This is a genomic window from Bradyrhizobium sp. 18BD, from assembly GCF_054185225.1.
This window is the reverse complement of record NZ_JAVAYL010000008.1, coordinates 135,943-162,017: the sequence shown is the minus strand read 5'-3', so window position 1 is coordinate 162,017 and position 26,075 is coordinate 135,943. Positions and strand designations below refer to the sequence as shown.

Here is a 26,075-nt window from a genome sequence, read left to right as displayed (position 1 = left end):
AGAGACATCATGATCCGCTGTGTGCGTCTATGGACCGGAGAGGACAACAACTCGCATTTCGAGGAAGGTGTCCTCGAGCTGGAGCCGGGTCAGCGTGGCGATTTCCTGACCGGCAAGATCGATGCCGTCAGTGTTTCCTTCCAGGAGACGGAATCGGGCGGGGCTTTCGCATGGCATACCGCGCCGATCCGGCAGCTCGTGCTCACGCTGAGCGGAACGCTCGATTTCCAGACCCGCGACGGCCATCACTTTCTGATTCATCCCGGTAACGTCCTGCTGGCCGAGGACACGGCAGGCTCGGGACACAGCTGGAAATTGACCGACGATTCGTCCTGGCGCCGCGCCTACGTGATCCTGCGGCCGGGAGCAGAGGTGCCGTTCCGCGCCAAGGCGCGGCAATCGGTACGGGCCTGATCGAGCCATCCGGAACAGCAACACCCAACGAAGGACAAAGCCATGTCAGCAGCTTCCGACCGCGAACCCGACGTCGTCCTCATCGGCGCCGGGATCATGAGCGCGACCCTCGGCGTCTTGCTCAGGGAGCTCGAGCCCTCGCTGTCGATCCAGATGTTCGAGACCCTCGCGGATTGCGCGCAGGAGAGCTCGGACGCCTGGAACAATGCCGGGACCGGCCATGCGGCAAACTGCGAGATGAACTACACGCCGCAGCGGCCCGACGGCAGCGTCGACATCTCCAAGGCGCTTCAGGTCAACGTCGAGTTCGATCTGTCCCGGCAGTTCTGGTCGTACCTGATCGACCGTGGCGCGATCGCCGATCCGCGGGCGTTCATCCATCCGGTCCCGCATATGAGTTTCGTCCATGGCGCGGAGAACGTCGAATTCCTGCGCAAGCGATTCAAGGCGATGTCGGCCCATCATTGCTATGAGGGCATGGAGCATACCGAGGATCCCAAGCAGATTGCCGATTGGGCGCCGCTGGTGATGGACGGCAGGAGCGGCGACGAGCCTGTTGCCGCAACGCGCATGATCACCGGCACCGACGTCGATTACGGCGCGTTGACGCATCTCCTCGTCAGTCATCTCGTCAGCCAGCCGGGCTGCGCGGTCGACTACAATAGCTGCGTCACTGCTCTTGACCGGGAGCAGGGCGGCCAGTGGCGGATCGAGGTGCGTGACACCGAGAGCGGCGAGACGCGGTCGGTCCGCGCGAAGTTCGTCTTCATCGGCGCCGGCGGCGGCGCCCTGCCGCTGCTGGAGAAATCCGGCATCCCGCAAGGCCGCGGTTATGGCGGTTTCCCGGTCAGCGGCATCTGGCTGCGCTGCGACGATCCCGAGATCAACAAGCGTCATCATGCCAAGGTGTATGGCAAGGCCGCGGTCGGCTCCCCGCCGATGTCGGTGCCGCATCTCGACACCCGCGTGATCGGCGGCCAGCACTCGCTGCTGTTCGGCCCCTATGCGGGCTTCTCGAGCAAGTTCCTGAAGCACGGCTCGCTGCTGGATCTGTTCGAGTCCATTCGTCCCGCCAACGTCAAGCCGCTGCTGTCGGTGGCGCGAGATAACTTCGATCTCACCGAATATCTGGTCGGGCAGGTGCTGCAATCCGAGGGGCACCGGCTCGCCGCGCTCGACGAATACTTCCCCCAGGCCGACCCGAAGGACTGGCGGCTGCAGGTCGCGGGCCAGCGCGTCCAGATCATCAAGCCCGACGTCAAGCGCGGCGGTCTGCTCGAGTTCGGGACCGAGCTCGTCGGCGCGGACGACCATTCGCTGGTTGCGCTGCTCGGTGCCTCGCCGGGTGCCTCCACCGCCGCGTTCATCGCCATCAGCGTGCTGGAGAAGTGTTTTGCCGGTGAGCTGACGGCGAGTGCCTGGCTGCCGAAGCTGAAGCAGATCATCCCGTCCTATGGCGTGTCGCTGATCGACGATGCGGATTTCTGCCGGCAGATTCGCTCGGCGACGGCCGCGGTGCTCAAAGTCATCGATATCCAGCGTCCGGCGGCGCGTGCGCCGGCGGCCGCGAAGCGAGCCTGAGAAGGGAATTTCCGATGGACCCGACGGCGCTCCTCCTGTCGCGGCTGCAATTTGCCTTCACGATCTCGTTCCACATCATCTTTCCGGCGTTCACGATCGGGCTCGCCGCCTGGCTCACCGTGCTCGAAGCGATGCACCAGTACAGCGGCAAGCCGGTCTACCGCACCCTGTTCGAGTTCTGGCTCAAGATCTTCGGCGTCGCCTTCGGCATGGGTGTCGTCTCGGGCGTGGTGATGGCGTTTCAGTTCGGAACGAACTGGAGCGTGCTCTCGAAAATGTCGGGCCCGATTCAGGGCCCGCTGCTGTCCTACGAGACATTCACCGCCTTCATGCTGGAGGCCGGCTTCTTCGGCATCCTCATCTTCGGCCGGCCCCGGGTGCCGCCGTGGTTCTATCTGTTCTCGACCGCGATGGTCGCGCTCGGAACCACGCTGTCGGCGTTCTGGATCATGGTCAACAACAGCTGGATGCAGGTGCCGACCGGCTACGTCCTGGAGAACGGCCAGTTCGTGCCAAATGACTGGGCGCAGATCATCTTCAACCGGGTGGTCTGGGTCCGGTTTCCGCATATGCTGCTCGCCTCCTATCTCACCGGCGCGTTCTGCGTGGCGGCGACCGGCGCGTGGTATCTGCTGCGGCGAACCTATCGCGCCGAGGCCCGTGTGATGCTGCGGATGGGTCTTGCGCTCGCGGCGGTGCTGCTGCCGGTCCAGCTCTTCATCGGACATCTCGTCGGCGACTACGTTCACGACTTCCAGCCGGCCAAGTTCGCCGCGATCGAGGCGCGTTGGCATGACGAGCAGCCCGCTTCGGAGGTGCTGATCGCGATTCCCGATTCCACGACTGAATCGAACAAATACGCGATCTCGATTCCGGTGCTCGGGAGCATCATCGGCAGCATGAGCCTGACGTCGAAGGAGGTCGGCCTGACCAGCTTTCCGCCGCAGGACCGGCCGCCGGTGGCGATCCCGTTCTTCGCCTTCCGCATCATGGTCGGCTGCGGCTTCGTGATGCTGGCGCTGGCCTGGTTCGGAAGCTGGCTCGGCCTGAAGCATCGGCTCGAGCGCAGCCGCCTGCTGCTGTGGGGCATCTTCCTCAGCTTTCCGCTGCCGTGGATCGCGATCCTCACCGGCTGGTACACCGCGGAGGTCGGCCGCCAGCCGTGGACCATCTACGGCGTGCTGCGCACCGCGGACGCCGTGACGCCGTTCCTGACCGCGTCGGCCGCGACGGTGTCGCTGATCCTGTTCGTCGCGGTCTATGCCTTCATTTTCTCGTTCGGGACCTACTACATCTACCGGCTGCTGCGCGCCGGGCCGGCCGGGCTTGGCGGCAAGCCGCTGCACGTCCCCGTGCCCAACCGGCCGATGTCGCTCGCCGATCAGGTGCCGGCCGCGCACCGCTATCTCGAAGCGGGAGAATAGACATGGTGATGTTCTGGGTTGCGCTGCTGGCCATCAGCATTCTGATCTATCTCCTGCTCGACGGGTTCGATCTCGGCGTCGGCATGTTGTTCGGCCTCGCCGACAGCGAGGCGAAGCGTGACGAGATGCTGCGCACGATCGCGCCGGTCTGGGATGGCAACGAGACCTGGCTGATCGTGACAGGCGTGATCATGTGGGGTGCGTTTCCATTGGTCTATTCCATGGTGCTGCCCGCGTTCTATATCCCGGTCGTGGTCATGCTGCTGGGACTGATCCTGCGCGGCGTTGCGTTCGAATTTCGCGGCAAGGCATCGCGCTCCCACCGGATCTGGGACGTCAGCTTCGTCGCTGGCTCGTTCGCTGCGAGCTTCATGCAGGGCGCGATGGTTGGGGCGTTGGTCGAGGGACTGCCATTCTCGAACGGCGAATATGCCGGAGGAACCTTCGGCTGGCTGTCTGCCTTTTCTATCCTGTGCGGAATCGGCCTGTGCTTCGGTTACGCACTGCTCGGGGCCTGTTGGCTGGTGAGGAAGTGCGACGGTCCGATCCGCGACGCCACGCGGCGTCAGATCCCGTTGCTCGCGATTGCCGTCCTGGCCTTCCTCGTCATCGTCTTCACGCACGCGCTTGTCGAACATCTGCCGATCCTGCGCCGGTGGGTCGAGCGGCCTTATCTGTTCGTGTTTCCCCTGATCGGCGCCGGCGCGGCCGCAGTGCTCGCCACCAGCATCCTGCGTCACGACGATTACTGGCCGTTCCACATGGTCGCGCTGATCTTCGTGGCGGCCTTCGGCACGCTTGCCCTGTCGTTCTGGCCCTACATGATTCCGTTCGTCGTCACGATCGACGAGGCCGCGGCGCCTCATGCGAGTCTCGCCTTCATGTTTTGGGGGGCGGGTTTGTTCGTGTTTCCGCTGATGCTGCTCTATGTCGCGGTCGGTTATCGCGTCTTCCGCGGCAGGACGCCGGCGACGGATCACTACTGACGGCGCAACGTTGCCGTGAGCTGGAACGTGCAGAAAGAAAGGCGCCGGTTTCGGCGCCTTTCTCGTTCGGGACTTGGTTTTCAAGTCTTGGTTCTCAAGTCTTCGGCATGACGCCCGGGCTCTTGTCAGGCCATTGGGCGACCAGCTTCTCGTCGATGTTGAAATGCTGGGCGACCAGCTTGGGCGGCGTGTGCGTCAGCCAGTTGGAGAGCGAGACCTCCTCGTAGCGCGGCGCGCGGAAGACGCCGACGAACTGCAGCTCGGTGTCGCCGACATTCTCGACGTAATGGCCGAGATTGCGCCGGACATAGCCGATGTCGCCGGCCGAAAAATCCGTCGTCAGCGCGTTGGGGCCGGTATCGAACACCGTCATGCGCGCCTTGCCCTTGATGTAATATTGCCACTCGTCGGCGTTAGGATGCCAGTGCATTTCGCGGACCGCGCCCGGCGGCATCGTCACCAGCGCCGCTGCGACGGTGGTGGCGACCTTGAAGTTGCTGCTGTCGGCGACGCGGATGCTGCCGGCGGAGCTCTCCTTGACCGGGGTGGAGCTGCCGAGCGAATGGATGAAGGGATAGGGCGGCGCCTCGGCGTTCTTCGCGACGGCGGCGCGATCGGCGGCGAGATCGCCGGGCACCGTCCCCTGGAAGATCCAGCGATTGTGCAGCGGGATCTTGGCGAAGGCATCGGCCGGAACGCCGAAATTCTTGGCCAGCACCTCTGGCGGCGTATGGGCCAGCCAGTCCGTCACGAGCAGCGTGTTGAACTCGTTGGCGTGGCCGTCGTCGAAGCAGATCACGAACTCGCAGCCGTCGGGACCCAGGCCCTGCAGCGAATGCGGCGCGCCCGGCGGGAAATACCAGAGGTCGCCCGCTTTGAGGTCACCGACGTAAGGGCGTCCCTGCGTGTCGAGCACGGTGATGCGGCAACTGCCGTAGGTCATGATCGCCCATTCAGCGGCCTGGTGCCAATGCAGCTCGCGGATGCCGCCGGCGGCGAGGCGCATGTTGACGCCGGAGATTTCCTTGGAGATGGCGAAGTCTTCGACCGTGACCTGGCGCGCCCAGCCGCCGTCCTGGATGCGCCTCGGCGCATTGTTGAACGAGGCCCAATCCATCGGCAGGCCGCCGACGTCGGTCGCGGGCGGGGTCTGCGCAGAGGGGAATTGCTTGGCCAGCGCAGGGTTTTGCGGACCGGGGTCGGTCAGGCTTCCGGGGCTTTTGGCGTTGATGGCGCCTTGCGGCGGCTCGTCCGGATTGCCGAAGGTCGCGGCCTGCGCGCCGGAGCCGACCATGGCGGCGCCTGCCGCGGACATGGCCAGCAAATCTCGTCTTGAAAACATCTCGGGTCGCTCCTGAAAATGGTCGAAAGCCCTCCATCGCGACGGGGCTCCAATCGCCAAATCTAGTTACCGCTTGCCATTTCAGCTTCCGGGAACGGCGCTCTTTTTGCCGGATTGCACTGGCCGCTCGGGCCGATCGGCCCGGTTCGAACGTGTGCGATTGCGAAATTCGGCTTCTTTTCGAAAAGACGGCTCCCCCCGCGCACTCCTTAACTGGCCGGAGAATTGCCATAACGAGGCTATCGAGATGACCACGAAATCGGTTCGTCCCTATCGTGAACCCGCCGGCGGCTGGGGCGCACTCAAGGCGCTCAGCGAGGCGCTTCTGGTGCAGCGCGTGCCGCTGAAGGGCGCAGCGACGTTGAGGCGGATGAACCAGCCGGAGGGTTTTGATTGCCCCGGTTGCGCCTGGCCCGATCCGAAGCACACGTCGTCGTTCGAATTCTGCGAGAACGGCGGCAAGGCGATTGCCTGGGAGGCGACGTCGAAGCGCTGCACGCCTGAATTCTTCGCCGAGCATACCGTCACTGAGCTCGCAAGCTGGAGCGACTACGATCTCGAAATGGTCGGGCGGCTCACCCATCCGGTCGCTTATGATTCCGCATCCGACCGTTATCTGCCGGTGGAGTGGAGCGACGCGTTTGACATGATCGGACGTGAGCTCAGGGCCTTGCCCGATCCGAACATGGCCGAATTCTACACGTCCGGGCGCACCTCGAACGAGGCCGCCTTCCTCTATCAGCTGTTCGTGCGTGAATACGGCACCAACAATTTCCCCGACTGCTCGAACATGTGCCACGAGGCGACCAGCGTCGGCCTGCCGCATTCGCTCGGCGTCGGCAAGGGCACCGTGCTGCTGGAGGATTTCGACAAGGCCGATTGCATCTTCATCTTCGGCCAGAATCCCGGCACCAACAGCCCGCGGATGATGACGAGCTTGCGCAACGCGGCCCGCCGCGGTGCCTCCATCATCTCCTTCAACCCGTTCCGCGAGCGGGCGCTGGAGCGCTTCCAGGCGCCGCAGAGCCCGGTCGAGATGATCACGCTGTCGTCGACGACGATCAGCTCGAAGCTGTTCCAGGTGCGCGTCGGCGGCGACGTCGCCGTGCTCAAGGGAATCATGAAGGTCCTGGTGGAGACCGACGAGGCTGCCCGCGCGGCCGAGCAGCCGGATATCCTGGACTGGAATTTCATTCGCGGTCACACCCTTGGTGTCGAAGCGCTCATCGAGGACCTCAAGCGCACGCAATGGCCCGACATCGAACGGCAGTCCGGCCTTACGCGCGAGGACATGGAATATGCCGCCGGCGCTTATATGAAGGCGGAGCGCGCCATTCTCGTCTACGGCATGGGCATCACCCAGCACTGGCGCGGCGCGCACAACGTCCAGCAGATCGCCAATCTCGCGCTGCTGCGCGGCAATGTCGGGCGCGAAGGCGCCGGCGTCTGCCCGGTTCGCGGCCATTCCAACGTGCAGGGCGATCGCACCGTGGGGATCACGGAAGTCCCCAAGGCGGATTTCCTCGAACGCCTCGAGCAACGCTTCGGCTTCAAGCCTCCGGCCGCGCCGGGGCACAACGTGGTCACCGCGCTGGAGGCGATGATCCGCGGCGAGGTGAGGGCGTTCTTCGCGATGGGCGGCAATTTCGCCGCGGCCATTCCCGACTGGCAGGCAACACAGGCGGCGCTCGGCAAGCTCGACCTGACCGTCCATGTCTCGACCAAGCTCAACCGCAGCCACCTGATCCACGGCCGCGCTGCCCTGATCCTGCCGTGCCTCGGACGCACCGAGATCGACGTGCAGGCGTCGGGGCCGCAGTCGGTCACGGTGGAGGATTCGATGTCGATGGTGCATGCCTCCGGCGGCCGCAACAAGCCGGCATCGGAGCATCTGCGCAGCGAGGTCGCGATCATCGCCGGCGTCGCCAAGGCGACGCTGGGCGAGCGCACGGTGGTCGACTGGGACGGTTTCGTTGCCGACTACGACAAAATCCGCGATGCGATCGAGGCGGTGCTCCCGATCTTCCAGGGCTACAATGCCCGCATCCGCGTCCCCGGCGGCTTCCATCTCACCTCGACGGCGCGCGAGCGCATCTGGGAGACGCCGTCGGGCAAGGCAAACTTCCTGGTCTTTCCGGGCTGCGGCGAGGACCCGCCGCAGAGCGATCCGGATTTCCTGTGGCTCACCACGATCCGCAGCCACGACCAGTACAACACCACGCTCTACTCGATGTCCGACCGCTACCGCGGCGTCTTCGGCCAGCGCGACGTGGTGTTCCTCAACGAATACGAGCTCAGAAAGCGCGGACTTGTGGACGGAGATCGCGTCGACCTGATCACAGCCTCGACCGATGGCGCCGAGCGGATCGTGCGCAATTTCCGCGTCGTGGCGTATTCGTTCCCGACCGGCTGCTGTGCGGCCTACTATCCGGAGACCAATCCGCTGGTCCCGCTCTATGCCCGCGATCCCCTCAGCTTCACGCCGTCATACAAGGGCGTTCCGATCCGCCTGGTGCGTTCAGTCGCGACCGAGCCGTAGCGGTAGCGCCGCATACGCCGCGGTCACGTCCCGGCGTGGACGTCCCCGTGAGGTAGATCCGCCGGGACGGTGATCGGCAGCGTGAACCAGAAGCGGGCGCCACCGTCAGCGCCATGGCCTTCGGCGCCGATCCGGCCGCCATGCGCTTCGACGATCGACCGGCAGATCGGCAGTCCCATGCCCATCCCGCTGTCCTTGGTCGTGAAGAAGCTGTCAAACAGCCGGTCGAGATGTTCGGCGTCGATGCCGGGTCCGTTGTCCTCCACGGAGCAACACAATGTCGTCGCGTCCTGTGTGACCGTGCTGATGACGATCCTGCGATCATCATGTCCCGCCTGCGTCATCGCCTGCACCGCGTTGATGGCGAGATTGACGATCACCTGCTGGAGCTGGGTGCGGTCACCGAGTACCTGCGGCGCGGCCGGATCAGGCCGGTGCAGGATCGTCACGCTGCGGGATTCCATCTCGTGTTGCAGGAAGAGCAGCGCCTCACGAATGATCTCGTCGAATGACAGGGAGGCTTGCTCGGGCGCTCTCCGGGACGCCATCGTGTGAACGCGTGCCACGATGTTCGCGGCGCGCTTTGTGTCCACGACGATGTTTTCGATGGTCTTGCGGATCTCGACGATATCGGGCGTCGGCCGGTTCAGCCACCGCAGCCCGGCGGCGCCGTTGGTGGCGATAGCTGCGAGCGGCTGGTTGACCTCGTGCGCGATCGAGGCGGTCAGCTCGCCGAGCATCGAGACGCGCGCGGCATGGGCGAACTCGGCCTGCACCTGCTGGAGCTTCTGCTGGGCGCGAACGCGCTGTGAGATGTCGATGGTGCCGACCAGGCTGACCTCGAGATCGTTGATGGGACCGACCCGCGCCGTCGTGAAGAGAACGTCGACGATGCGGCCGTCCCAGGTGACCATCCTGGTTTCCTCCTCAAAGTTCGTCTCGCCGCGATAGCGGGACTCCATCGCCCGCCGGAACGTATCAGGACGCTCCTTCCAGCTCTCGGCCATGGAACGTCCGACATAGCTGTCGACGCCGCCTCCGAACATCTGGATGGCGCGCTCGTTGGCCTCCTGAAACGAGAGCGCATCCATGCAGGTGCGGAGGAATTCGGGATGGCTGTCGAAATAGGGACCGAGATCCTTGACGCCCTCGGCGCGCAGTTTCCGGAACAGCGCGACCAGCTTGCTGGCGTCGAGCTGCCGGAACGCGATCGGCATGCGGCTGAACAGATGGCGGTAACGCTGCTCGCTTCGCTCCAGCTCGGTATGGGCCTTCTTCAGGGCCGTGATATCCATGATCGCGCCGACGAGCGTCAGCGAAGCGGCCAGAAAGGCGGCGAAAGCGATCGCCGTGAAATTGTCTCCAAGCAGTGAACAGGCGAAGGACAGCAGGGTCAAAACGAGGCTGCCCCAAGCCCACAGCAGAATCCGATCCTGTATTGTCTGGATCGGCAGCACGCGGCGCCACCATCGCTGGGGCTGTACGGAGTTAGAGCCATCCAGGCGGTCGAGCATCATGCCGAAGGTCTAACGCGATGCTCGGGAGCGGTCTTTTGCGTTTTCGCAGGCGCTTTGTCAAAACGCACGAAACCGCGATCGCGTTGCCGGTCGCGTGCGAGTTCACGCCATCTCGGCAACGGGTTTCGGCACGCCGAACCGCCGCTCGAACTCGGCGGCATCGACGACGCCGCGCCGGTGGGTGCCGTCGCCGATCTTGCGGTCGGCATCCCAGGCTTCGACCTCGAACAAGATGCTCTTGCCCTCGACCGCGACGACCCGGGCGATCGCGCGCACCGTGCGGCCGACCGGGGTTGCGGCCAGATGGCGGATATTGACCATCATCCCGACGCTGACATGGCCAGCGGGCAGGAACGTCTGAACCGCCGATCCCGCGGCCATCTCCATGTGCAGGATCATCATGGGCGTGCCGTAGACCTCGGGCATCCCCGGCACCACATGGCCGACCGTCATCTCCGGCGTGACGGTCACCAGCTTCTCCGCCGCCAAGCCGGCGCTCACCTTCTCAAGCGGATTCTCAAGCGGATTCATGGCTCAGTTCCGTCTCTGCCTCGGTCTTGGATTGGATGGGTGTCGCGGCCTCCCGCGGCTTGCGCCCGGAGAGCCAATTGCCGAGCCGGTCGAGATAGAGATAGACGACGGGCGTCGTGTAGAGCGTCAGGACCTGCGACAGCATCAGGCCGCCGACGATGGTGTAGCCGAGCGGCTGGCGCAGCTCCGCACCGGTGCCGCTGCCGATCATCAGCGGCACGCCGCCGAGCAGTGCGGCCATCGTGGTCATCAGGATCGGGCGGAAGCGCAGCGTGCAGGCCTGGTAGATCGCCTCTTCCGGGCTGAGCCCGTGCTGGCGCTCCACCTCGAGGGCGAAATCGACCAGCATGATGCCGTTCTTCTTGACGATGCCGATCAGCAGGATGATGCCGATGATGGCGATGACGCTGAGATCCATGTGGACCGCCAGCAACAGCAGCAGGGCGCCGATGCCGGCCGAGGGCAGCGTCGACAGGATCGTGATCGGATGGATCAGGCTCTCATAGAGCACGCCGAGGATGATGTAGATCACGATCAGCGCTACGCCGATCAGGAGCGGCGTCCCCGACAGGGAGGACTGGAACGCCTGCGCATTGCCTTGGAACGAGGCCGTGAGCGAGGCGGGCTTGCCGGTGCTCTTCTCGATGTTCTGGATCGCTGCCACCGCATCGCCCAATGCGACGCCGGGCTTCAGGTTGAACGAGATCGTCACCGAGGGAAACAGGCTCTGGTGGTTGATCAGGATCGGCGCAGGCATGATGACGCTGTGAACCAGCGTGCTGAGCGGCACCTGCTGACCGGTGGCCGAGTTCAGGTAGATGTCCTTGAGCGCTTCGGGGCCGTACTGGAAGCGCGGATCGACCTCCATCACGACATGGTACTGGTTCAGTGAGGTGAACATCGTGGAGACGATGCGCTGGCCGAATGCGTCGTCGAGGGCATTGTCGATCGTCGTCGGCAGGATGCCGAAGCTCGATGCGACCTCGCGGTTGACCGTGACCTCCAGCCGCGGGCCGGCATTGGCCTGGTCGCTCGCGACGTCGGTGATGAGGTCGAGCGCGCGGAGCTTCTCCAGGAAGATCGCCGACCAGCTGTTGAGCTCGTTGGAATCGGCATCCGTGAGCGTGTACTGGTATTGCGTCTTCGACAGCCGTGCGCCGATGGTGATGTCCTGCGCGGCCTGCATGTAGAGCCTGATGCCCTGGATATGCGCGAGCTGGGGTCCCAGCCGCTCGATCACCTGATCGGCGCTGGCCTTGCGCTCGGGCTTCGGCTTCAGGACGATGAAGATGCGTCCCTGGTTCAGCGTTGCGGTGGGACCGCCGGGGCCGATATAGCTCGCCACCGACTGCACCGCCGGGTCCTTCGAGAGGATGCCGACGATCGCCTGCTGGCGCTCGGACATGGCGGGAAAGGAGATGTCCTGGGCGGCTTCGGTGATGCCGACGATCTGTCCGGTGTCCTGCTGCGGGAAGAAGCCTTTTGGAATGATCACGTAGAGATAGCCGGTCAGCGCGACGGTCGAGAGCATCACGAGCAGCGTCACGAAGCGATGGCGTAGCACGACACGTAGGCCGCGCGCATAGACCGCCAGCAAGGCGTCGAAGCCGCGCTCGAAGGCGAGATAGAGCCGGCCGTGCTTCTTCCGCGAATCGTCCTTCAGCAGCCGCGCGCACATCATCGGTGTCAGCGTGAGCGAGATGACCAGCGACAGCAGCAGAGAGGCGGTGATCGTGACGGCGAATTCCTGGAACAGCTTGCCGACATAGCCGCCCATCAGGAACAGCGGGATGAACACCGCGATCAGCGACAGGGTGATGGAGACGATCGTGAAGCCGATTTCGCTGGACCCCTTGAGCGCAGCCTCCATCGGCGTCATGCCCTGCTCGAGATGACGCACGATGTTCTCGATGACGACGACGGCATCGTCGACCACGAAACCCACCGCGATCGACAGCGCCATCAGCGAAAGATTGTCCAGACTGTAGCCGAGCACGTAGAGGACCGCGAACGTGCCGACCAGCGACAGGGGAACGGTGATGGCCGGAATGATGGTGGCCCAGAAATTCCGCAGGAACAGGAATATCACCATCACCACCAGGGCGACGGTCAGCATCAGCGTGAATTGAACGTCGGAGACTGCGGCGCGAATCGTGGCGGTCCGATCGGCGGCAATCGTCACCTTGATCGCCGGTGGGACCGAAGCCTGCAGTTGCGGCAGCAGCTTCTTGATGCGGTCGACGGTCTCGATCACGTTGGCGCCGGGCACGCGCTGGACCGCCAGGATGATGGCGGGATCCTTGCCGTACCAGCCGGCCAACAGGTCGTTCTCGGGCCCCTCGATCGCCGTGCCGACGTCGCGTATCCGCACCGGCGAGCCGTTGCGATAGGCGATGATGAGGTCTTCATACGCGGCGGGCTTGAGCAACTGATCGTTGGTGTTCAGCGTATAGGTGACGCGCGGGCTGTTGAGCGTGCCCTTGGGCAGGTCGACATTGGCGCCGGCGATCACGTTGCGGACGTCTTCGAGGCCGATGCCGCGGGCGGCCAGCGCTTGCGGATTGACGCGGACACGGATCGCGGGCTTCTGCTGGCCGCCGATGCCGACGAGGCCCACGCCGGACACCTGCGAGATCTTCGGCAGCAGGATGTTCTCGGCATAGGCATCCACCGTCGTCAGCGGAAGCGAATCCGAGGTCAGCGCGATCAGCATGATCGGCGTCTCCGCCGGATTCACCTTCCTGATCGTCGGCGGATAGGGAATGTTCGGCGGCAGGAACGGGCTCGCGGCGTTGATCGCGGCCAGCACGTCCACCGCCGCACTGTCCACCGTGCGCGACAGCTCGAATTGAACCGTGAGCTGGGCGACGCCGAGCGCGCTGGACGAGGTCAGCTGCGTGAGGCCGGGAATCTGGCTGAGCTGCTGTTCGAGCGGCGTTGCGAGCGACGAGGCGATGGTGCCCGGATCGGCGCCGGGCAGTTGCGCCGAGATCTGGATGGTCGGGTAGTTCACGTTCGGCAGCGCGCCGACCGGCAGCAGCGGATAGGCCGCGAGGCCGCACAGCAGCAGGCCGGCCATCAGCAGGGCGGTTGCGATCGGCCGCAGGATGAAGGGCGCGGAGAGATTCATGGGATCGCGTCCTGCACGGAGCTCTGCAGGTCGGCTTCACGCGCGGCCTTGCCGTGCAGCTCGTGAACGCGGCTGCCTTCCGTCAGCCGATACTGACCGTCGATCACGACGACGTCGCCCGATTTCAGCCCTTGGTCGATCAGGGCCTGGCCATCGCTGATCTGTACGACGTGAACGGGCCGCAAGGCGACCGTCTGGTCCTTGGCGACGACATAGACATAGCTGCCGTTCGGTCCCTGTTGCACGGCCGAGCCGGCCACGGTGAGCGCACCCTTCTGGACCTCGAGCAGCAGCCGAGCGTTGACGAGCTGGCCCGGCCACAGCCGATGCTGAAGGTTCGGGAACACGGCCTTGAGCTGGACGGTGCCGGTCGTTCCCGCGATCTCGTTGTTGACCAGTAGCAGCGTGCCCTCGTCGAGCTTGATCTTGTTGTCCTGGCTGTAGGCGATGACCTTCAGCGCGCCTTTTTCGGCGTGCTGCTGGATTACGGGCAGGTCGGTCTGCGGCAGGGTGAACAGCATCGAGATCGGCTCGATCTGGGTGACGACGACGAGCCCGTTGGGATCGGTCGGATGAATGACGTTGCCGACGTCGATCTGGCGAACGCCGGTGATGCCGGGAATAGCCGACGTCAGGCGCGTGTAGCTGAGCTGGACGTTGGCCTCGTCGATCTGCGCCTGGTCCGCCTTCACGGCGGCCCTGAGCTGCGCCACCTGGGCCGTCTGCGTCTCGATCAATTGCGGCGTCGCATAGCCCTTGTCGCCGAGCTGGTTGTAGCGGGAGAGATTGGCCTCGGCGTTGGCGAGCTGTGCCTGGTCCCTGTCGCGGTTGGCCGTCAATTGCTCGATCTGCGCCTCGTAGGGCCGAGGATCGATCTGGGCGAGCAGGTCGCCGGCCTTGACGGTCTGTCCCTCGGTGAAGGCGATCTTGACGATCTGCCCCTGGATCTGGCTGCGCACGACGTCGGTGTTGTAGGCGATCACCGTGCCGATGCCGCGCAGGTAGATCGGAACGTCCTTGCCCGTGACGCTGGCGGCAACGACCGGCACGGCGGCGGGCACCGGTGCGGCGGAGACGGCCGGTTTCCGGTCGGAGCCGAACAACCAGAAGCCTGCACCGGCCAGGATCGCGGCGAGACCAATAAGCGCAATGGTGAGGTTCCGTTTCACGGGTATCGTCCTTCTTGATCTCAGGGATTGCCGGAGCCGTCGATCGTGGTCGTGCTGCCCATCGAGTTGGGGCCGGGCACCGGCACAGTCGGACTGATCCCGGCGCCGCCGATCTCGGTGGCGCCGAGCGGTATGCCGACGCGCCCGACCGTCGATGTCGAGGGCAGGGGTGAGGCCGCGACGCTGCTGCCGCCGCAATTGGCCGATGTGGTGCCAGTCAGTCCGCCGCCGTCGAACAATGCGCCGTTCGATGCGGCATTGCCGGATCCGGTGCACCCCATCGCGCCTGGCGCGGGATTGATCGGAGAGATGCCGGGCGTTGCGATCTCGGTCGACCCGAGCGGAATGCCGACCGGCCGTGTCGATTGCGGGTTGAGCGGCGACGTCGCCAGCATGCCGGTGGACGGCTGCATTCCCGGCACCGTCGTTTGCGTCGTTTGCGCTATGGCCGTGGCCGAGACGAGCCACAGGATGCCGGTCGCAAGCATCACGCCCGGGTACATCAAGCCGTACCGGCGCGATCCGGAGCGCCGTGCGCTCGCGTTCTTGAATGAATGAAGTTCTCGCATGGAAGAAGCCTCCGGCTGATGGCATCGACAATAGAAAGCTGCGCTCGCGCAGGTATTTTCAGAACGCACGTCCTGCTCTCCGGCAGCACGACGGCGAGGGGCATCGGGCGCGTCTCGCGCCTTGCGGCCGTCCACCCCCGGAGTTGATTTCGCTATCTCAGGACCGACCGCGCGTGTGCGATCTCCCTGTTGCACGCGGCGATGTTGCCGCTGCGATCCGCGCTGCGTGCACGGTCGAGCGAATCGAGCGCATCGGTGAAATCGACGCCGTTGCTGCCCTCCGCTTCCGCAAGCGAGCGGGGCGTCGGTTGATGGCTGCGCAGCGCGTTCAGGCTCTCCGGCTTCCAGCCGTGGGAGCCTGCGTCCTTCTCGATGGCAAGATCCAGTTGGGCCTGCGTTTGCGCGATGTCATCCGTGCAGCTTCCGGCATGGGCCGGCAGCGTTGCGGACAGCAGGACGAAAAGAGCGACACGGCACTTCGCGGTGGATGTCATTGTCCGATCCTATGCGTTGATTTCGAGTGACGTCAGAAACGTTGTCGTGAATGACAGAACGCATATCGATCGTCTTTCGCGTATGAACGCCGGCCGTTCACGCTTGCGAGAGATGTCTGACATGAATGTCAGTGTGCATGACATGCGCTCTCTGTTTGAATGCATCTCTCAATTACGCCGACCGGACGATGCGCGCGTAGCGGTTGTCGCAGGTCGCGTGTCCCGGCGTGCGAAGTGGCAAGGACAGTTGTTTGCCGAAATACGCGCAGATGCCAAAAAACTACTGTCGCGTCATTCCAACCCGGAGTGATCCCGACATGAAACCCCTCAACGCTGGCCTCGCCTTTGCTGCCGCTCTCTCATTGCTCTCGACCGTCGCCCCGGCGCGCGCGGAGCCCCTGAAAAACATCGTCCTGGTGCACGGCGCCTGGGTGGACGCATCCGGCTGGAAGCCGGTCTACGAGATCCTCACCAAGGAAGGCTTCCGCGTCACCATGGTGCAGGAGCCCGAGACCTCGTTCGCCGACGACGTCACGGCGGCGAAGCGCATTCTCGATCTCCAGGAAGGCCCGACGCTTCTGGTCGGCCACAGTTATGGCGGCTCGATCATCACCGAGGCCGGTGTTCATCCGAGCGTCGTCGGTCTCGTCTACGTCGCCGCGCACGCACCCGATGTCGGCGAGGATGAGTCCGCGCTCGGCAAGAAGACGCCGAGCGTGCTCGGCAAGACCGAAGGCGTCATCAAGGTGACGCCCGACAAGTTCACCTATCTCGATCCCGTGCAATTCCCAAAACTGTTCGCGCCTGATTTGCCGCGTGAGCGTGCCGAATTCGTTGCGCGCTCGCAGGTCCTGGCGGCGACGCAGGTGTTCAGCACGCCGCTGACGGCGGCCGCGTGGAAGACCAAGCCGAGCTGGGGCATCGTCGCCGGCAGCGACCAGATCATCAATCCCGATCTCGAGCGCTGGTATTACGAGCGCGCCAAGAGCCAGACCACCGTGATCCCGGGTGCCAGCCACTCAGTCTACGAATCGCATCCCAAGGAAGTCGCGGCCATCATCACCCGCGCCGCACGCAGCATCGATCAGCCGGCCACCCGCTGACGAGAGATTTTGCCGGTGCTGACGCACAGCCGGCAGAAGGAAGGGACGGCGGGAGCGACAGCACTCCCGCCGGCCTGACTGTGAGATCCGGAGGACTTCATGAGCGCGATCGAGACGAGCAGCACCGTTCTGAACTGGAGCGTGACCACGGTGAAGCGAGCCGGCCTGAGCCGCGACTTGCCCTCCGGCAATCCGGACCTGATGTGGGTCGCCAACTCTTCGACGCTGATCTATGGCGAGCGGGATGCGATGCTGGTCGACACGTTCCTCACCGGCGGGCAATCCAAGACGTTGCTGGACTGGGTCGTTTCGCGCGGGCGAAATCTGACCACGATCTATGTCACACACGGCCACGGGGACCATTTCTTCGGTCTGGCGCCGCTGCTCGACCGCTTTCCGCAGGCAAAAGCCGTTGCCGTCCCTGAGGTCGTGGAGGAGATGAAGGCGCAGGTCTCGCCGGCATCGCTCGATGGTTTCTGGCGCAAGCGCTTTCCAGGCGAGATCGCCGAACGCCTGCGCGTGGCCGAGACGCTGGAGGGCAAGCTTACGCTCGAGGGACACAGGCTCGACGTCATCGACATGGGACGAACCGATACGGCGCGCTCGACCGCCCTCCATGTTCCATCGCTCGACCTGATCGTCGCTGGCGATACCGTTTACAACGGCATTCATCCCTATCTCGCCGAAACCGATACGCTGAGCCGGTTGGAATGGATCGCGGCCCTCGATCGGCTGGAGGCGCTGAAACCGCGCTTCGTCGTGGCCGGTCACAAGAAGCCTGAGAATGACGACGACCCGCGCAACATCGCGGACACGCAGCAATATCTGTTCGATTTCAACCGCCTTGACGCGGCGACGACATCGCCGCGCGAGCTCTACGAAGCGATGCTGGAGCTCTATCCCGATCGCGCCAATCCGGGATCGCTCTGGAGCGGAGCCAATGCCGCAAAGGGTCCAAGGTCATGACCAGCTGGCAGAACAACCGCGCCGCGCGTGATGCCCGCATTGCGGCCGGAGCCGGCCTTGCCCGCGGCAAGATCGTCGAAGCACAGGACGCCACGCGTCTGCTGGAGGCCGTGATCCGGCCGGGCGACCGGGTTTGCCTCGAAGGCGACAACCAGAAGCAGGCCGATCTCCTGAGCCGCGCGCTGCTGGCGGTTGATCTGGCCAAAGTCAACGATCTGCACATGGTGCAGTCGGGCGTCGTTCTGCCCGAGCATCTCGACTTGTTCGACCGTGGTGTCGCGAAGCGGCTCGACTATGCCTATTCGGGGCCGCAATCAGCGCGCATCGCGCGCATGCTGTTCGGCGGCAAGATCGAGCTCGGCGCGGTCCATACCTATCTCGAACTGTTTGCCCGCTACTTCATCGATCTCACGCCGCATGTCGCGCTGATCGCTGCCGTCAGCGCCGATCGCGCGGGAAATCTCTATACCGGTCCGAACACCGAGGATACTCCGACGGTGGTCGAGGCGACGGCGTTCAAGGACGGTGTCGTGATCGCCCAGGTCAACGAGATCGTCGAGACGGTGCCGCGGGTCGACATCCCGGCGGACCGCGTCCATTTCATCGTCAAGTCCGACAAGCCGTTCTTCGTCGAGCCGCTGTTCACGCGCGATCCCGCCGCGATCACGGAAGGCCAGATTCTGACGGCGATGCTCGCGATCAAGGGTGTCTATGCGCCCTACGGCGTGCAGCGGCTCAATCACGGCATCGGCTTCAGCACCGCCGCGATCGAGCTCTTGCTGCCGACATTCGGCGAGAGGCTTGGGCTGAAAGGCACGATCGCGACCCACTTCGCGCTGAATCCGCATCCCGCGCTGATCCCCGCAATCGAGTCCGGCTGGGTCCGGCAGATCCACTCGTTCGGGTCGGAGGTCGGCATGGATGACTACATCCGCGCCAGATCCGACGTCTACTTCACCGGTCCCGACGGCTCGCTGCGCTCCAACCGCGCCTTCTGTCAGACCGCCGGGCTCTATGCCTGCGACATGTTCATCGGCTCCACGCTGCAGATCGACCTGCAGGGAAATTCGTCGACCGTCACCGCTTCGCGCATTGCGGGCTTCGGCGGCGCCCCGAACATGGGGGCGGATGCCCGCGGGCGGCGGCATCCGAGCGAGCCCTGGCTGAAGGCCGGCGCGGAGGCCGATCCTGACGGCGCGGCACTGATGCGCCGCGGCCGCAAGCTGGTCGTGCAGATCGGCGAGACTTTTGGCGACAAGAACGTGCCGTTGTTCGTCGAGAAGCTCGAGGCGATCGAGCTCGCCGAGAAGCTGAAGCTCGATCTCGCACCGGTCATGATCTATGGCGACGACGTCACGCACATCGTCACCGAGGAAGGCGTCGCAAATCTATTGTTGTGCCGGACCGCCCAGGAGCGCGAGCAGGCCATTCGTGGCGTTGCCGGCTACACCGATGTCGGCCGCCGGCGGGATCACGGCATGGTCGCGCGCCTGCGCGAGCGCGGCGTGATCCGCCGGCCGGAAGATCTCGGCATCAATCCGCTCGATGCGGATCGCAGCCTGCTCGCGGCGCGCTCGATCAAGGACCTCGTGCGCTGGTCGGGCGGCCTGTACGCACCTCCGTCGAAATTCAGGAACTGGTGAGGACGCGCCATGGAAGATCTCGGCTTTCGACATCAGGTTCGCGCCCGCGCGCATGGCGCCAGGCGAAGCGCGATCGTCGGCGTGGTCGCCTCGGGCAATCTGGAAGTGCTGGTGGAGCGTGTGCTGCCGGATGCGGAATGCGCGGTCGACATCAAGACCGCGGCCGTCGGTTTCGGCGAGGTCTGGAGTGCGGTGATCGGCGATTTCGTCGAGCGCTATTCGCCCGGCGGGCTCAAGTTCTCGATCAATGACGGCGGCGCACGTCCGGATACGGTCTCGTTGCGGCTGGCGCAGGCGGTGCAATTGATCGCGGAGGACGGCCAATGACCGCGCCGGTCAAGGACATCACCCCGGCTGAACGGGCTCGCAGCACGAGCTTCTACGAGGCGTCGGCCCGCACCCGGCTGGAGCTGCTGCTCGATGCCGGCAGCTTCGTCGAGTTCATCGGGCCGGAGCAGCGCGAGGTCAGTCCTCACCTGGAGATATTCGATCTTCCCGAGCAGTTCGACGACGGCATCGTCGTCGGTCATGGCCGCCTCGACGGCTCGCCGGTGTTCGTCGCCGCGCAGGAGGGCCGCTTCATGGGCGGGGCCTTCGGCGAGGTGCATGGCGCCAAGCTGACGGGGCTACTCCGGGCCGCGCGCGAGATCGGCACGATCCCTGTCCTGATCCTGTTCGATACCGGCGGCGTCCGGCTGCAGGAGGCCAATGCCGGCGAGCTCGCCATCGCCGAGATCAAGCGTGCCGTGATGGAGGCGCGCACCGCCGGCGTGAAGGTCATCGGTCTGATCGGCGGCAGGTCCGGATGCTATGGCGGCGGCGGCCTGATCGCAGGCTGCTGCTCCGCGCTCGCCGTCTCGGAGCAGGGGCGCATCGCGGTATCCGGCCCAGAAGTCATCGAGACGAATCGCGGCGTCGAGGAGTTCGACTCCCGCGACCGCGCGCTGGTCTGGCGCACCATGGGCGGCAAGCATCGCCGCCTGCTCGGTGCCGCCGATGTCTTCGCCGACGACAATGTGCAGGATTTTCGCGAAGCCGCACTCGAACTGCTGGGCCTGGTCGGACCTTTTGGTCCGGACAGGCTGAAGGCCGAGCAGGAGCGGCTGGCCGACCGGCTGCGCCGCTTCGGTGCGTGCGGAGATGCCGTCGACATCTGGACGGCGGAAGGCATCGCGGACGCTCAGGCCGTTCCCGAACTGCCAGCCGATCAGTTCATTGCCCTTGCCAACCGCATCGGGAGGACCAGCCGTGACGCTCGATGACATCATCGTCTCGCTCTTTCCCGACGGTCACGAGATCCGGAAGGACAAGGGCGTTATTCTCGGCTCCGCAACGCTGCGATCCGGCGAGCGCATCCTCGTCCTTGGCGTTGCCGATCGGACTGCCCTCGGCGTCGACGAGGCGATCAGGCTGTCCGGCCATGTGCTGGCGTCGATCGGCCGGGACGCCGGGCCGATCCTGGTGCTCGTCGACAGCGACAGCCAGCGCATGAGCAAGCGCGACGAGCTGCTCGGGCTGAACGAGTTCCTGGCGCATTTGGCAAAAGTGCTGATCCACGCGGACATGAATGGCCGCCCGACCATCGGCCTTCTGTACGGCCACTCGGCCGCCGGCGCCCTGTTGGCGACGGGGCTTGCTACGCGCGTGCTGGTCGGATTGCCCGGGGCCGATCCCGCGGTGATGGACCTGCCGTCGATGGCGAAGGTCACCAAGCTGTCGATGCAGGCGCTCGAGGAAAAGGCGAAGTCGACGCCGGTGTTCGCGCCGGGCCTATCCAACCTCGCGCAGATGGGCGCGGTTCACATGACATGGAGCAATGCCGTCTCGCTCGCCGATCAGCTGGAGGCATTGCTCGCCGATCTGCCGGCCGTGCAGGACCGGCGGGATGCACTCGGCAAGGAGCGTGGCGGCCGGCTGAAGGCTGGCGAAATCGCGGAGCGTGTTCGTGACCTGGCCCTGCAAGCACGGTGAGCGTCCACCGGGTCGCCACGACCTCGTCTTCGTCAGCCCGGCCGGGTGGCGCGCGATGCTGGATGCGCGCGGCGATCTCGCAACCGATTCCCTTCTCGCGCGCTGGCCGAAAATGAGATGGCCGACGATCCGGCGGCGCACGTTGCCAAGCGAGGCAAACGGCCTCGCTTTGGGCCTGCCCTTGCCGCCCTCGGCCGGCAAGAGGCGGATCTCGTTCCTCGTTGATATCCGCCACGTCGCCTCCATCGCGAGGCCGCCGTCGCTGCGGCAAGCGCGGGCCTACGCACCGCGCAACTGGTGGCCGACGCTCGACCGGCTCGATGCGCTGGCGCTGCGCCATGCGGTGGATGCGCGCGTCTTCGGCAGCCTGGCCTGGCAATCGCTGACCGGGCTCGATTACGTGACCGCCAGTTCCGACCTCGATGTCCTGTTCGAGTTTTGCCGCGAAACCGACATCGATCGTTTCGTCGCCGGTGTCGCCGCAATCGAGGCCGATGCGCCGATGCGGCTTGATGGCGAGCTGATGGATGCCGACGGCGCTGCGGTGAACTGGCGCGAATTCCACGGCGGCGCAAGCGAGCTTCTGGTCAAGCGCATCGAGAGCGTGGTCCTGCTCGGCAGGCATCAATTCATGTCGGGAGCTATGGGATCATGATCGCCGCGGCCGCAAGAGGCATGGAACGTCCGGCTCTGCGCCAGACGCAGACGACGCCCGATGTCTCCGCAATCGGCGCGATTGCCGCCGAGTGCCTCGTCAGGGAGCTCGAAACCTGGCCGAAGCCGGGGCTGGTGAGCCATGTCGACAATGGTAGTCACGACGACATGGATGCGGGCACGTTTCGCTGCAGCGCCGCGGCCATCGAACCTTATCTGCAACGGCTGGCTGGAGCGGGCGCGCTTGGCTGCGGCATGGGACGGCTGCGCATCATCGGCCTCGAGGCGGAGCGCGCGATGTTCGCTGCGACCTCGGGCATCAACACGCATCGTGGCGCGATCTTCGGGCTCGGGCTGCTGTGCGCGGCGGCCGGCGCGAAAGCCGGCGGTCTGGTCGATCCCCGGCTTTCGCTCGGCGATGTCGTCGCGCGTTTGTGGGGCGACAGCATCCTGGATGGTCCGGTTCTGCTGCACAGCCATGGCAGCGCGGCCCGCCGCCGCTTTCGCGCCGGCGGTGCGCGCATCGAGGCCGCGACGGGATTTCCAAGCGTCTACCGGATCGGCTTGGCGGCCTTGCGCAGAGCGAGGCCTGTCGCGGCGGAGGATACGGAGGCCGCCCGGGTCGAGGCGTGCTTTGCCCTGATCGCATCCGTTGAAGACACCAACCTCCTGCATCGCGGTGGGCTCGACGGCCTTCGCTTTGCACATGACGCAGCGCGTGGCTTCATCGCTTCAGGCGGCGTCAGCGCGCCCGGCTGGCGCGCGCGTGCGCAATCGATCCACGACAGCTTCGTCGCCCGCCGCCTCAGCCCGGGCGGATCGGCAGACCTGCTTGCTATGACGCTGTTCGTCGACGCCCAGGAGAGGCTGGGCTCATGACGTCCAACGTCATCCTGATGGCACTGGTGCCGGTCTTCTTCATCCTGCTGCTCGGGTTCGTTGCAGGCAAGGCTCGCGCCGTCGACAACCGTCACGTCGAAGGCCTCAACGCGCTCGTGATGAACTTCGCCCTGCCGGCCTCGCTGTTCGCCGCGACAGCATCGGCTCCGCGCGACCGGATCACCGACCAGATTCCGGTCTTCCTGGTGTTCGGCCTGACGATGCTGATCATCTATCTCGCCTGGTACTGGTTCGAGCGGACCTTCTTTGTGGTGACGAGGTCCGACGCAGCGGTGCAAGCCCTGACGGTCGGCTTCCCGAATCTTGCCGGCGTCGGGCTGCCGATCCTGTCGACCGTGCTGGGACCGGCCGGAATCGTCCCGGTCGCGGTCGCGCTTGCAACCGGCTCGATCCTCGTCAGCCCGCTGACCCTCGTGATCGTGGAGATGAGTCTCAGCAAAGCCAGCAGCGCCGACGTGTCGGCGCATCCGGTTTTCACGGCCGTCCGGCGCGCGCTGGTCAAGCCGGTCGTGTGGGCGCCAGCGCTCGGCGTCGTGCTTGCATTGTCAGGTCTCGATCTTGGTGCGCTCGTCCATGCCTGTCTCACCCTGATCGGGAACGCGGCTGCAGGCGTTGCGCTGTTCCTGACCGGTCTCGTTCTGTCGGCCCAGACGCTCCGTCTCGATTGGCGGGTCGTTGCCGCAACGGGCGCTGCGGACATCCTGCGGCCACTGCTGGCCGTCGCGATCGTCTACGGCTTTCACCTCGCGCCGGATGTTGCGAAGACGGCCATTCTGCTCGCGACATTGCCCTCGGGCTTCTTCGGCATCCTGTTTGCCGTCAACTACCGGCTGGATTCCGCAACGATCGGCTCCATGGTCATCGCCAGCACCGGCTTCAGCGTCGTGACGCTTGCGATTGCGATCGCGACGCTCTTTCCCCATTAGGCCGGTAGCCATGACCCTCGCGATCCTGTGCTCGGGACAAGGCAGACAGCATCGGGACATGTTCGCTCTCACGGGCGATGCCCCGGAAGCAGCTCCCCTGTTCACGCATGCAGCGGCTTTGCTCGGCAGCAGGGACCCGCGCGACTTCGTGCGCAGCGCGCCCGATGAGGCCCTGCATCGCAATCATGCCGGCCAGGTTCTCTGCACCTTGCAGGCGCTCGCCGCGGCGGCCGCGCTCGCAGATGCCATTCCGCGCGACATCATCATTGCCGGCTACAGCGTCGGCGAGGTCGCAGCCTGGGGCGTTGGCGCCCTGTTCGATGCGGCCGTCACGCTCGATCTCGTGGCGCGCCGCGCGGACGCCATGGATGCGGTCACGCATGCCGGCGACGGGCTGGTCTTCGTCCGCGGTCTTGCGGGAGACGAGGTCGACCGCCTTTGCGCGCGCCACGGCGCCGCGGTCGCCATCGTCAATCCCGGCGATGCCTTCGTCATCGGCGGCGGCCGCGAGGCGTTGGACGGGATCGCCGCAGACGCGCGGGCGATGCACGCCGCAAGGATCGTTACGTTGCCGGTTGAGGTCGCCTCCCACACCGGACGGCTCGCCAAGGCGTCCGCAGTATTTCGTGAGGCCTTGCGCCACGTGCCGGTGGCGTTTCCGCCGAGGGCTGGCGCGCGCATTCTGAGCGGAATCGATGCCGCTCCGGTGCTTGCGCGCGAGAGCGGTCTCGACAAGCTTGCCGCGCAGATCTCGCACACCGTGCTATGGGCCGATTGCCTGCAAGCCTGCGTCGAAGCCGGCGCGACGGTATTTCTCGAGCTCGGTCCGGGGCACGCGCTGAGCAGGATGGTCGCGGACATCGACACCGGATGGCCGGCGCGCGCGCTGGATGATTTCAGGAGCCTGCAAGGCGTGCGCGCCTGGATCGCGCGCCACCTCGAGGTCTAGAGCCGGCCAGTTCCGGACGGGCGATGCTATCGATCCAGCAAAATTGTCGAAAAAAGAGGGGCCGTCCTTTGGGGGAGGACGGCCCCCGAAATGCTCGGATGCCCAGGGAGGAGGAGGCTCGAGCGGTGACTTGGGGGCAATGACTTGGGGGTCTCAGTCACCTAACACCCAGAGCATCGCCGATCCCGCAGCAGAAGTATTTCACGAACCCCGGCTGTTTCTCATTTCGCATGATTCACACGATGTCTGCAGGCAGCACGCGCGACATCGTCTTCGATGTCGAAGCCGGATCGGCGAGCCTGGACGACGCCGACGCATTCCGGCTGGTGCACCGCCAGCGCGCGGGCGTATCACCCGTGATCCGTTTGAACACGGTCGAGAAATGCGCCTGCGTGCAGAAGCCGACGGTCAGCGCCACCTCGGCCAAATTCGTGTCGGTGTTCGATAGCAGCGATTTCGCGCGCTCGATGCGCTGATACAGCAGATACTCCCGCGGCCGGTATCCCGTCGCGGCGCGGAACTGGGCGGCAAAGTGCATCCGCGACAGTCCCGCGACCTTGGCGAGCTCCGAGAGGCTGATGCAGTGGTCGAAGTGCGCCCCGACATATTCCTCGACGCGCCGCAGCCGCCATTTCGGCAAGGCATTGACCTTCGCGGGCGGCAGCTCCCGGCGGGCAAGGTGCATGGCCAGCGTCTGGCCGATGCAGCGCGCGAATTCCCGGTCGGCCGAATGGCCGCGTTCGGTCAGCGCCTTCGCGAGTTGCTCGGCGAAGGGGTCGCGGAGCAGGACGAGGTCGTTGAGGCCATCGGTCGAGGCGGATCCTGCGCCGGGCCGGAGCGGTTGAAAATAGCTGCCGGCCGAGACGTGGAAGTGCAGGAAATCACACGGTGCGTAGAATTGCGCGCTGAGCTGCTGCGACGGCGCACCGATATACAGCGTGCCTGCCGGCATGACGCCGTCGAAGATGGTGTGACGGCCCCGGGTCAGCTTGACGCGGGTGGTCTTCAAGGCGATAGCGAAGAAGTATCGATCGGGGGGCGTCGTCGCCTCTTCGTGCCTGATGCCTGTTTGCAAACTGGTCCAGCGCGAGATCGTGATGTCCTCGGACGCGGTGCCGGCCCGTTGGTCGGGCTGGCGCCACCTGCGTTCGAGGGGAAATGCGCGGGTCTCCCGCGGGGTATCAGGGTCGCGACGGCTGGGTTGATACGTCAACCGGGCGCCGGCCGCTTGCATATCGGTGAGCATGGTTTGTCCCGTCTTTTGATT

The 26,075-nt window shown here is 65.2% G+C and carries 23 protein-coding genes; 15 read left to right on the top strand and 8 right to left on the bottom strand.

Annotated features, from left to right (window positions below; all coding sequences use genetic code 11):
* Positions 1 to 9 precede the first annotated feature (9 nt).
* The 4 genes from RAD16_RS16715 to cydB are packed head-to-tail and all read left to right on the top strand — an operon-like array spanning position 10 to position 4,405.
* Positions 10 to 414 carry a hypothetical protein gene (locus RAD16_RS16715; RefSeq protein WP_458158986.1) on the top strand — a complete coding sequence of 135 codons (405 nt, stop codon included), beginning with the start codon at positions 10 to 12 and terminating at the stop codon, positions 412 to 414.
* Between the two features lie 42 nt (positions 415 to 456).
* On the top strand, positions 457 to 1,995 hold the full coding sequence (gene mqo, locus RAD16_RS16710) for a malate dehydrogenase (quinone) (protein ID WP_458158985.1): 1,539 nt from the start codon (positions 457 to 459) through the stop codon (positions 1,993 to 1,995).
* 14 nt (positions 1,996 to 2,009) lie between these two features.
* Positions 2,010 to 3,419 carry a cytochrome ubiquinol oxidase subunit I gene (locus RAD16_RS16705; protein WP_458158984.1) on the top strand — a complete coding sequence of 470 codons (1,410 nt, stop codon included), beginning with the start codon at positions 2,010 to 2,012 and terminating at the stop codon, positions 3,417 to 3,419.
* Positions 3,420 to 3,421: 2 nt separating this feature from the next.
* Positions 3,422 to 4,405, top strand: coding sequence for a cytochrome d ubiquinol oxidase subunit II (cydB, locus tag RAD16_RS16700; RefSeq protein WP_458158983.1), 984 nt, complete (start codon positions 3,422 to 3,424; stop codon positions 4,403 to 4,405).
* A 94-nt stretch (positions 4,406 to 4,499) separates the two neighbouring features.
* Here cydB and RAD16_RS16695 read toward each other — a convergent pair whose 3' ends face one another.
* Positions 4,500 to 5,747: an oxalate decarboxylase family bicupin gene (locus tag RAD16_RS16695; protein ID WP_458158982.1), complete on the bottom strand. Its 1,248-nt coding sequence runs from the start codon at positions 5,745 to 5,747 to the stop codon at positions 4,500 to 4,502.
* A 247-nt stretch (positions 5,748 to 5,994) separates the two neighbouring features.
* Here RAD16_RS16695 and RAD16_RS16690 point away from each other — a divergent pair, with 247 nt between their 5' ends.
* Positions 5,995 to 8,286: an FdhF/YdeP family oxidoreductase gene (locus RAD16_RS16690; RefSeq protein WP_458158981.1), complete on the top strand. Its 2,292-nt coding sequence runs from the start codon at positions 5,995 to 5,997 to the stop codon at positions 8,284 to 8,286.
* Between the two features lie 23 nt (positions 8,287 to 8,309).
* On the opposite strand, the gene RAD16_RS16685 is transcribed toward RAD16_RS16690, so the two are convergent.
* The 6 genes from RAD16_RS16685 to RAD16_RS16660 all read right to left on the bottom strand — a co-directional run bounded on the left by RAD16_RS16685 (position 8,310) and on the right by RAD16_RS16660 (position 15,696).
* Complete coding sequence (locus tag RAD16_RS16685) at positions 8,310 to 9,803, bottom strand: sensor histidine kinase (RefSeq protein WP_458158980.1); 1,494 nt, start codon at positions 9,801 to 9,803, stop codon at positions 8,310 to 8,312.
* 102 nt (positions 9,804 to 9,905) lie between these two features.
* A complete protein-coding gene (locus tag RAD16_RS16680; RefSeq protein ID WP_458158979.1) occupies positions 9,906 to 10,334 on the bottom strand; it encodes a thioesterase family protein in 429 nt (142 codons plus the stop codon).
* The gene (locus RAD16_RS16675) at positions 10,321 to 13,464 is read right to left on the bottom strand and encodes an efflux RND transporter permease subunit (RefSeq protein ID WP_458158978.1); all 3,144 of its coding nucleotides are present in this window, start codon (positions 13,462 to 13,464) and stop codon (positions 10,321 to 10,323) included. Before RAD16_RS16675 ends, RAD16_RS16680 begins: the two co-directional genes overlap by 14 nt.
* Positions 13,461 to 14,633, bottom strand: a complete 1,173-nt coding sequence (locus RAD16_RS16670; protein ID WP_458158977.1) for an efflux RND transporter periplasmic adaptor subunit — start codon at positions 14,631 to 14,633, stop codon at positions 13,461 to 13,463. Before RAD16_RS16670 ends, RAD16_RS16675 begins: the two co-directional genes overlap by 4 nt.
* 20 nt (positions 14,634 to 14,653) lie before the next feature.
* Positions 14,654 to 15,202 carry a hypothetical protein gene (locus RAD16_RS16665; RefSeq protein WP_458158976.1) on the bottom strand — a complete coding sequence of 183 codons (549 nt, stop codon included), beginning with the start codon at positions 15,200 to 15,202 and terminating at the stop codon, positions 14,654 to 14,656.
* Between the two features lie 152 nt (positions 15,203 to 15,354).
* Positions 15,355 to 15,696 (bottom strand): hypothetical protein, encoded by a 342-nt coding sequence (locus RAD16_RS16660; protein ID WP_458158975.1) that lies wholly within the window; start codon positions 15,694 to 15,696, stop codon positions 15,355 to 15,357.
* Positions 15,697 to 16,013: 317 nt separating this feature from the next.
* Between RAD16_RS16660 and RAD16_RS16655 the strand changes: the two genes are divergently transcribed.
* The 10 genes from RAD16_RS16655 to RAD16_RS16610 all read left to right on the top strand — a co-directional run bounded on the left by RAD16_RS16655 (position 16,014) and on the right by RAD16_RS16610 (position 24,808).
* Positions 16,014 to 16,799: an alpha/beta hydrolase gene (locus RAD16_RS16655; RefSeq protein ID WP_458158974.1), complete on the top strand. Its 786-nt coding sequence runs from the start codon at positions 16,014 to 16,016 to the stop codon at positions 16,797 to 16,799.
* A 99-nt stretch (positions 16,800 to 16,898) separates the two neighbouring features.
* Entirely contained in the window at positions 16,899 to 17,765 is an 867-nt protein-coding gene (locus RAD16_RS16650) for an MBL fold metallo-hydrolase (protein WP_458158973.1), read from the top strand.
* Positions 17,762 to 19,408 carry a malonate decarboxylase subunit alpha gene (gene mdcA, locus RAD16_RS16645; RefSeq protein ID WP_458158971.1) on the top strand — a complete coding sequence of 549 codons (1,647 nt, stop codon included), beginning with the start codon at positions 17,762 to 17,764 and terminating at the stop codon, positions 19,406 to 19,408. Before RAD16_RS16650 ends, mdcA begins: the two co-directional genes overlap by 4 nt.
* Positions 19,409 to 19,417: 9 nt before the next feature.
* Positions 19,418 to 19,735, top strand: a complete 318-nt coding sequence (gene mdcC, locus RAD16_RS16640; RefSeq protein ID WP_458158970.1) for a malonate decarboxylase acyl carrier protein — start codon at positions 19,418 to 19,420, stop codon at positions 19,733 to 19,735.
* Positions 19,732 to 20,670: a biotin-independent malonate decarboxylase subunit beta gene (locus RAD16_RS16635; RefSeq protein ID WP_458158969.1), complete on the top strand. Its 939-nt coding sequence runs from the start codon at positions 19,732 to 19,734 to the stop codon at positions 20,668 to 20,670. The genes mdcC and RAD16_RS16635 overlap by 4 nt, the downstream gene beginning before the upstream one ends.
* Complete coding sequence (mdcE, locus tag RAD16_RS16630; RefSeq protein ID WP_458158968.1) at positions 20,657 to 21,379, top strand: biotin-independent malonate decarboxylase subunit gamma; 723 nt, start codon at positions 20,657 to 20,659, stop codon at positions 21,377 to 21,379. Before RAD16_RS16635 ends, mdcE begins: the two co-directional genes overlap by 14 nt.
* A complete protein-coding gene (gene mdcG, locus RAD16_RS16625) occupies positions 21,354 to 22,034 on the top strand; it encodes a malonate decarboxylase holo-[acyl-carrier-protein] synthase (RefSeq protein ID WP_458158967.1) in 681 nt (226 codons plus the stop codon). Before mdcE ends, mdcG begins: the two co-directional genes overlap by 26 nt.
* Positions 22,031 to 22,912, top strand: coding sequence for a triphosphoribosyl-dephospho-CoA synthase MdcB (gene mdcB / locus RAD16_RS16620; protein ID WP_458158966.1), 882 nt, complete (start codon positions 22,031 to 22,033; stop codon positions 22,910 to 22,912). Before mdcG ends, mdcB begins: the two co-directional genes overlap by 4 nt.
* Complete coding sequence (locus RAD16_RS16615) at positions 22,909 to 23,859, top strand: AEC family transporter (RefSeq protein ID WP_458158965.1); 951 nt, start codon at positions 22,909 to 22,911, stop codon at positions 23,857 to 23,859. The genes mdcB and RAD16_RS16615 overlap by 4 nt, the downstream gene beginning before the upstream one ends.
* Positions 23,860 to 23,869: 10 nt before the next feature.
* On the top strand, positions 23,870 to 24,808 hold the full coding sequence (locus tag RAD16_RS16610) for an acyltransferase domain-containing protein (RefSeq protein ID WP_458158964.1): 939 nt from the start codon (positions 23,870 to 23,872) through the stop codon (positions 24,806 to 24,808).
* A 235-nt stretch (positions 24,809 to 25,043) separates the two neighbouring features.
* Here the strand turns inward: RAD16_RS16610 and RAD16_RS16605 are convergent, their stop codons facing one another.
* A complete protein-coding gene (locus RAD16_RS16605; protein WP_458158963.1) occupies positions 25,044 to 26,054 on the bottom strand; it encodes a helix-turn-helix domain-containing protein in 1,011 nt (336 codons plus the stop codon).
* Between the last annotated feature and the right edge of the window lie 21 nt (positions 26,055 to 26,075).

What these genes read in the sequence shown, in the direction of transcription:
- RAD16_RS16665 (WP_458158976.1), bottom strand. Translation starts at nt 15,202, where the DNA reads ATGCGAGAACTTCATTCATTCAAGAACGCGAGCGCACGGCGCTCCGGA.
- RAD16_RS16715 (WP_458158986.1), top strand. Translation starts at nt 10, where the DNA reads ATGATCCGCTGTGTGCGTCTATGGACCGGAGAGGACAACAACTCGCAT.
- mdcA (WP_458158971.1), top strand. Translation starts at nt 17,762, where the DNA reads ATGACCAGCTGGCAGAACAACCGCGCCGCGCGTGATGCCCGCATTGCG.
- RAD16_RS16610 (WP_458158964.1), top strand. Translation starts at nt 23,870, where the DNA reads ATGACCCTCGCGATCCTGTGCTCGGGACAAGGCAGACAGCATCGGGAC.
- RAD16_RS16680 (WP_458158979.1), bottom strand. Translation starts at nt 10,334, where the DNA reads ATGAATCCGCTTGAGAATCCGCTTGAGAAGGTGAGCGCCGGCTTGGCG.
- RAD16_RS16675 (WP_458158978.1), bottom strand. Translation starts at nt 13,464, where the DNA reads ATGAATCTCTCCGCGCCCTTCATCCTGCGGCCGATCGCAACCGCCCTG.
- RAD16_RS16690 (WP_458158981.1), top strand. Translation starts at nt 5,995, where the DNA reads ATGACCACGAAATCGGTTCGTCCCTATCGTGAACCCGCCGGCGGCTGG.
- RAD16_RS16685 (WP_458158980.1), bottom strand. Translation starts at nt 9,803, where the DNA reads ATGATGCTCGACCGCCTGGATGGCTCTAACTCCGTACAGCCCCAGCGA.
- RAD16_RS16615 (WP_458158965.1), top strand. Translation starts at nt 22,909, where the DNA reads ATGACGTCCAACGTCATCCTGATGGCACTGGTGCCGGTCTTCTTCATC.
- mdcB (WP_458158966.1), top strand. Translation starts at nt 22,031, where the DNA reads ATGATCGCCGCGGCCGCAAGAGGCATGGAACGTCCGGCTCTGCGCCAG.
- RAD16_RS16660 (WP_458158975.1), bottom strand. Translation starts at nt 15,696, where the DNA reads ATGACATCCACCGCGAAGTGCCGTGTCGCTCTTTTCGTCCTGCTGTCC.
- mqo (WP_458158985.1), top strand. Translation starts at nt 457, where the DNA reads ATGTCAGCAGCTTCCGACCGCGAACCCGACGTCGTCCTCATCGGCGCC.
- RAD16_RS16695 (WP_458158982.1), bottom strand. Translation starts at nt 5,747, where the DNA reads ATGTTTTCAAGACGAGATTTGCTGGCCATGTCCGCGGCAGGCGCCGCC.
- cydB (WP_458158983.1), top strand. Translation starts at nt 3,422, where the DNA reads ATGGTGATGTTCTGGGTTGCGCTGCTGGCCATCAGCATTCTGATCTAT.
- mdcC (WP_458158970.1), top strand. Translation starts at nt 19,418, where the DNA reads ATGGAAGATCTCGGCTTTCGACATCAGGTTCGCGCCCGCGCGCATGGC.
- RAD16_RS16635 (WP_458158969.1), top strand. Translation starts at nt 19,732, where the DNA reads ATGACCGCGCCGGTCAAGGACATCACCCCGGCTGAACGGGCTCGCAGC.
- RAD16_RS16605 (WP_458158963.1), bottom strand. Translation starts at nt 26,054, where the DNA reads ATGCTCACCGATATGCAAGCGGCCGGCGCCCGGTTGACGTATCAACCC.
- RAD16_RS16650 (WP_458158973.1), top strand. Translation starts at nt 16,899, where the DNA reads ATGAGCGCGATCGAGACGAGCAGCACCGTTCTGAACTGGAGCGTGACC.
- RAD16_RS16705 (WP_458158984.1), top strand. Translation starts at nt 2,010, where the DNA reads ATGGACCCGACGGCGCTCCTCCTGTCGCGGCTGCAATTTGCCTTCACG.
- RAD16_RS16655 (WP_458158974.1), top strand. Translation starts at nt 16,014, where the DNA reads ATGAAACCCCTCAACGCTGGCCTCGCCTTTGCTGCCGCTCTCTCATTG.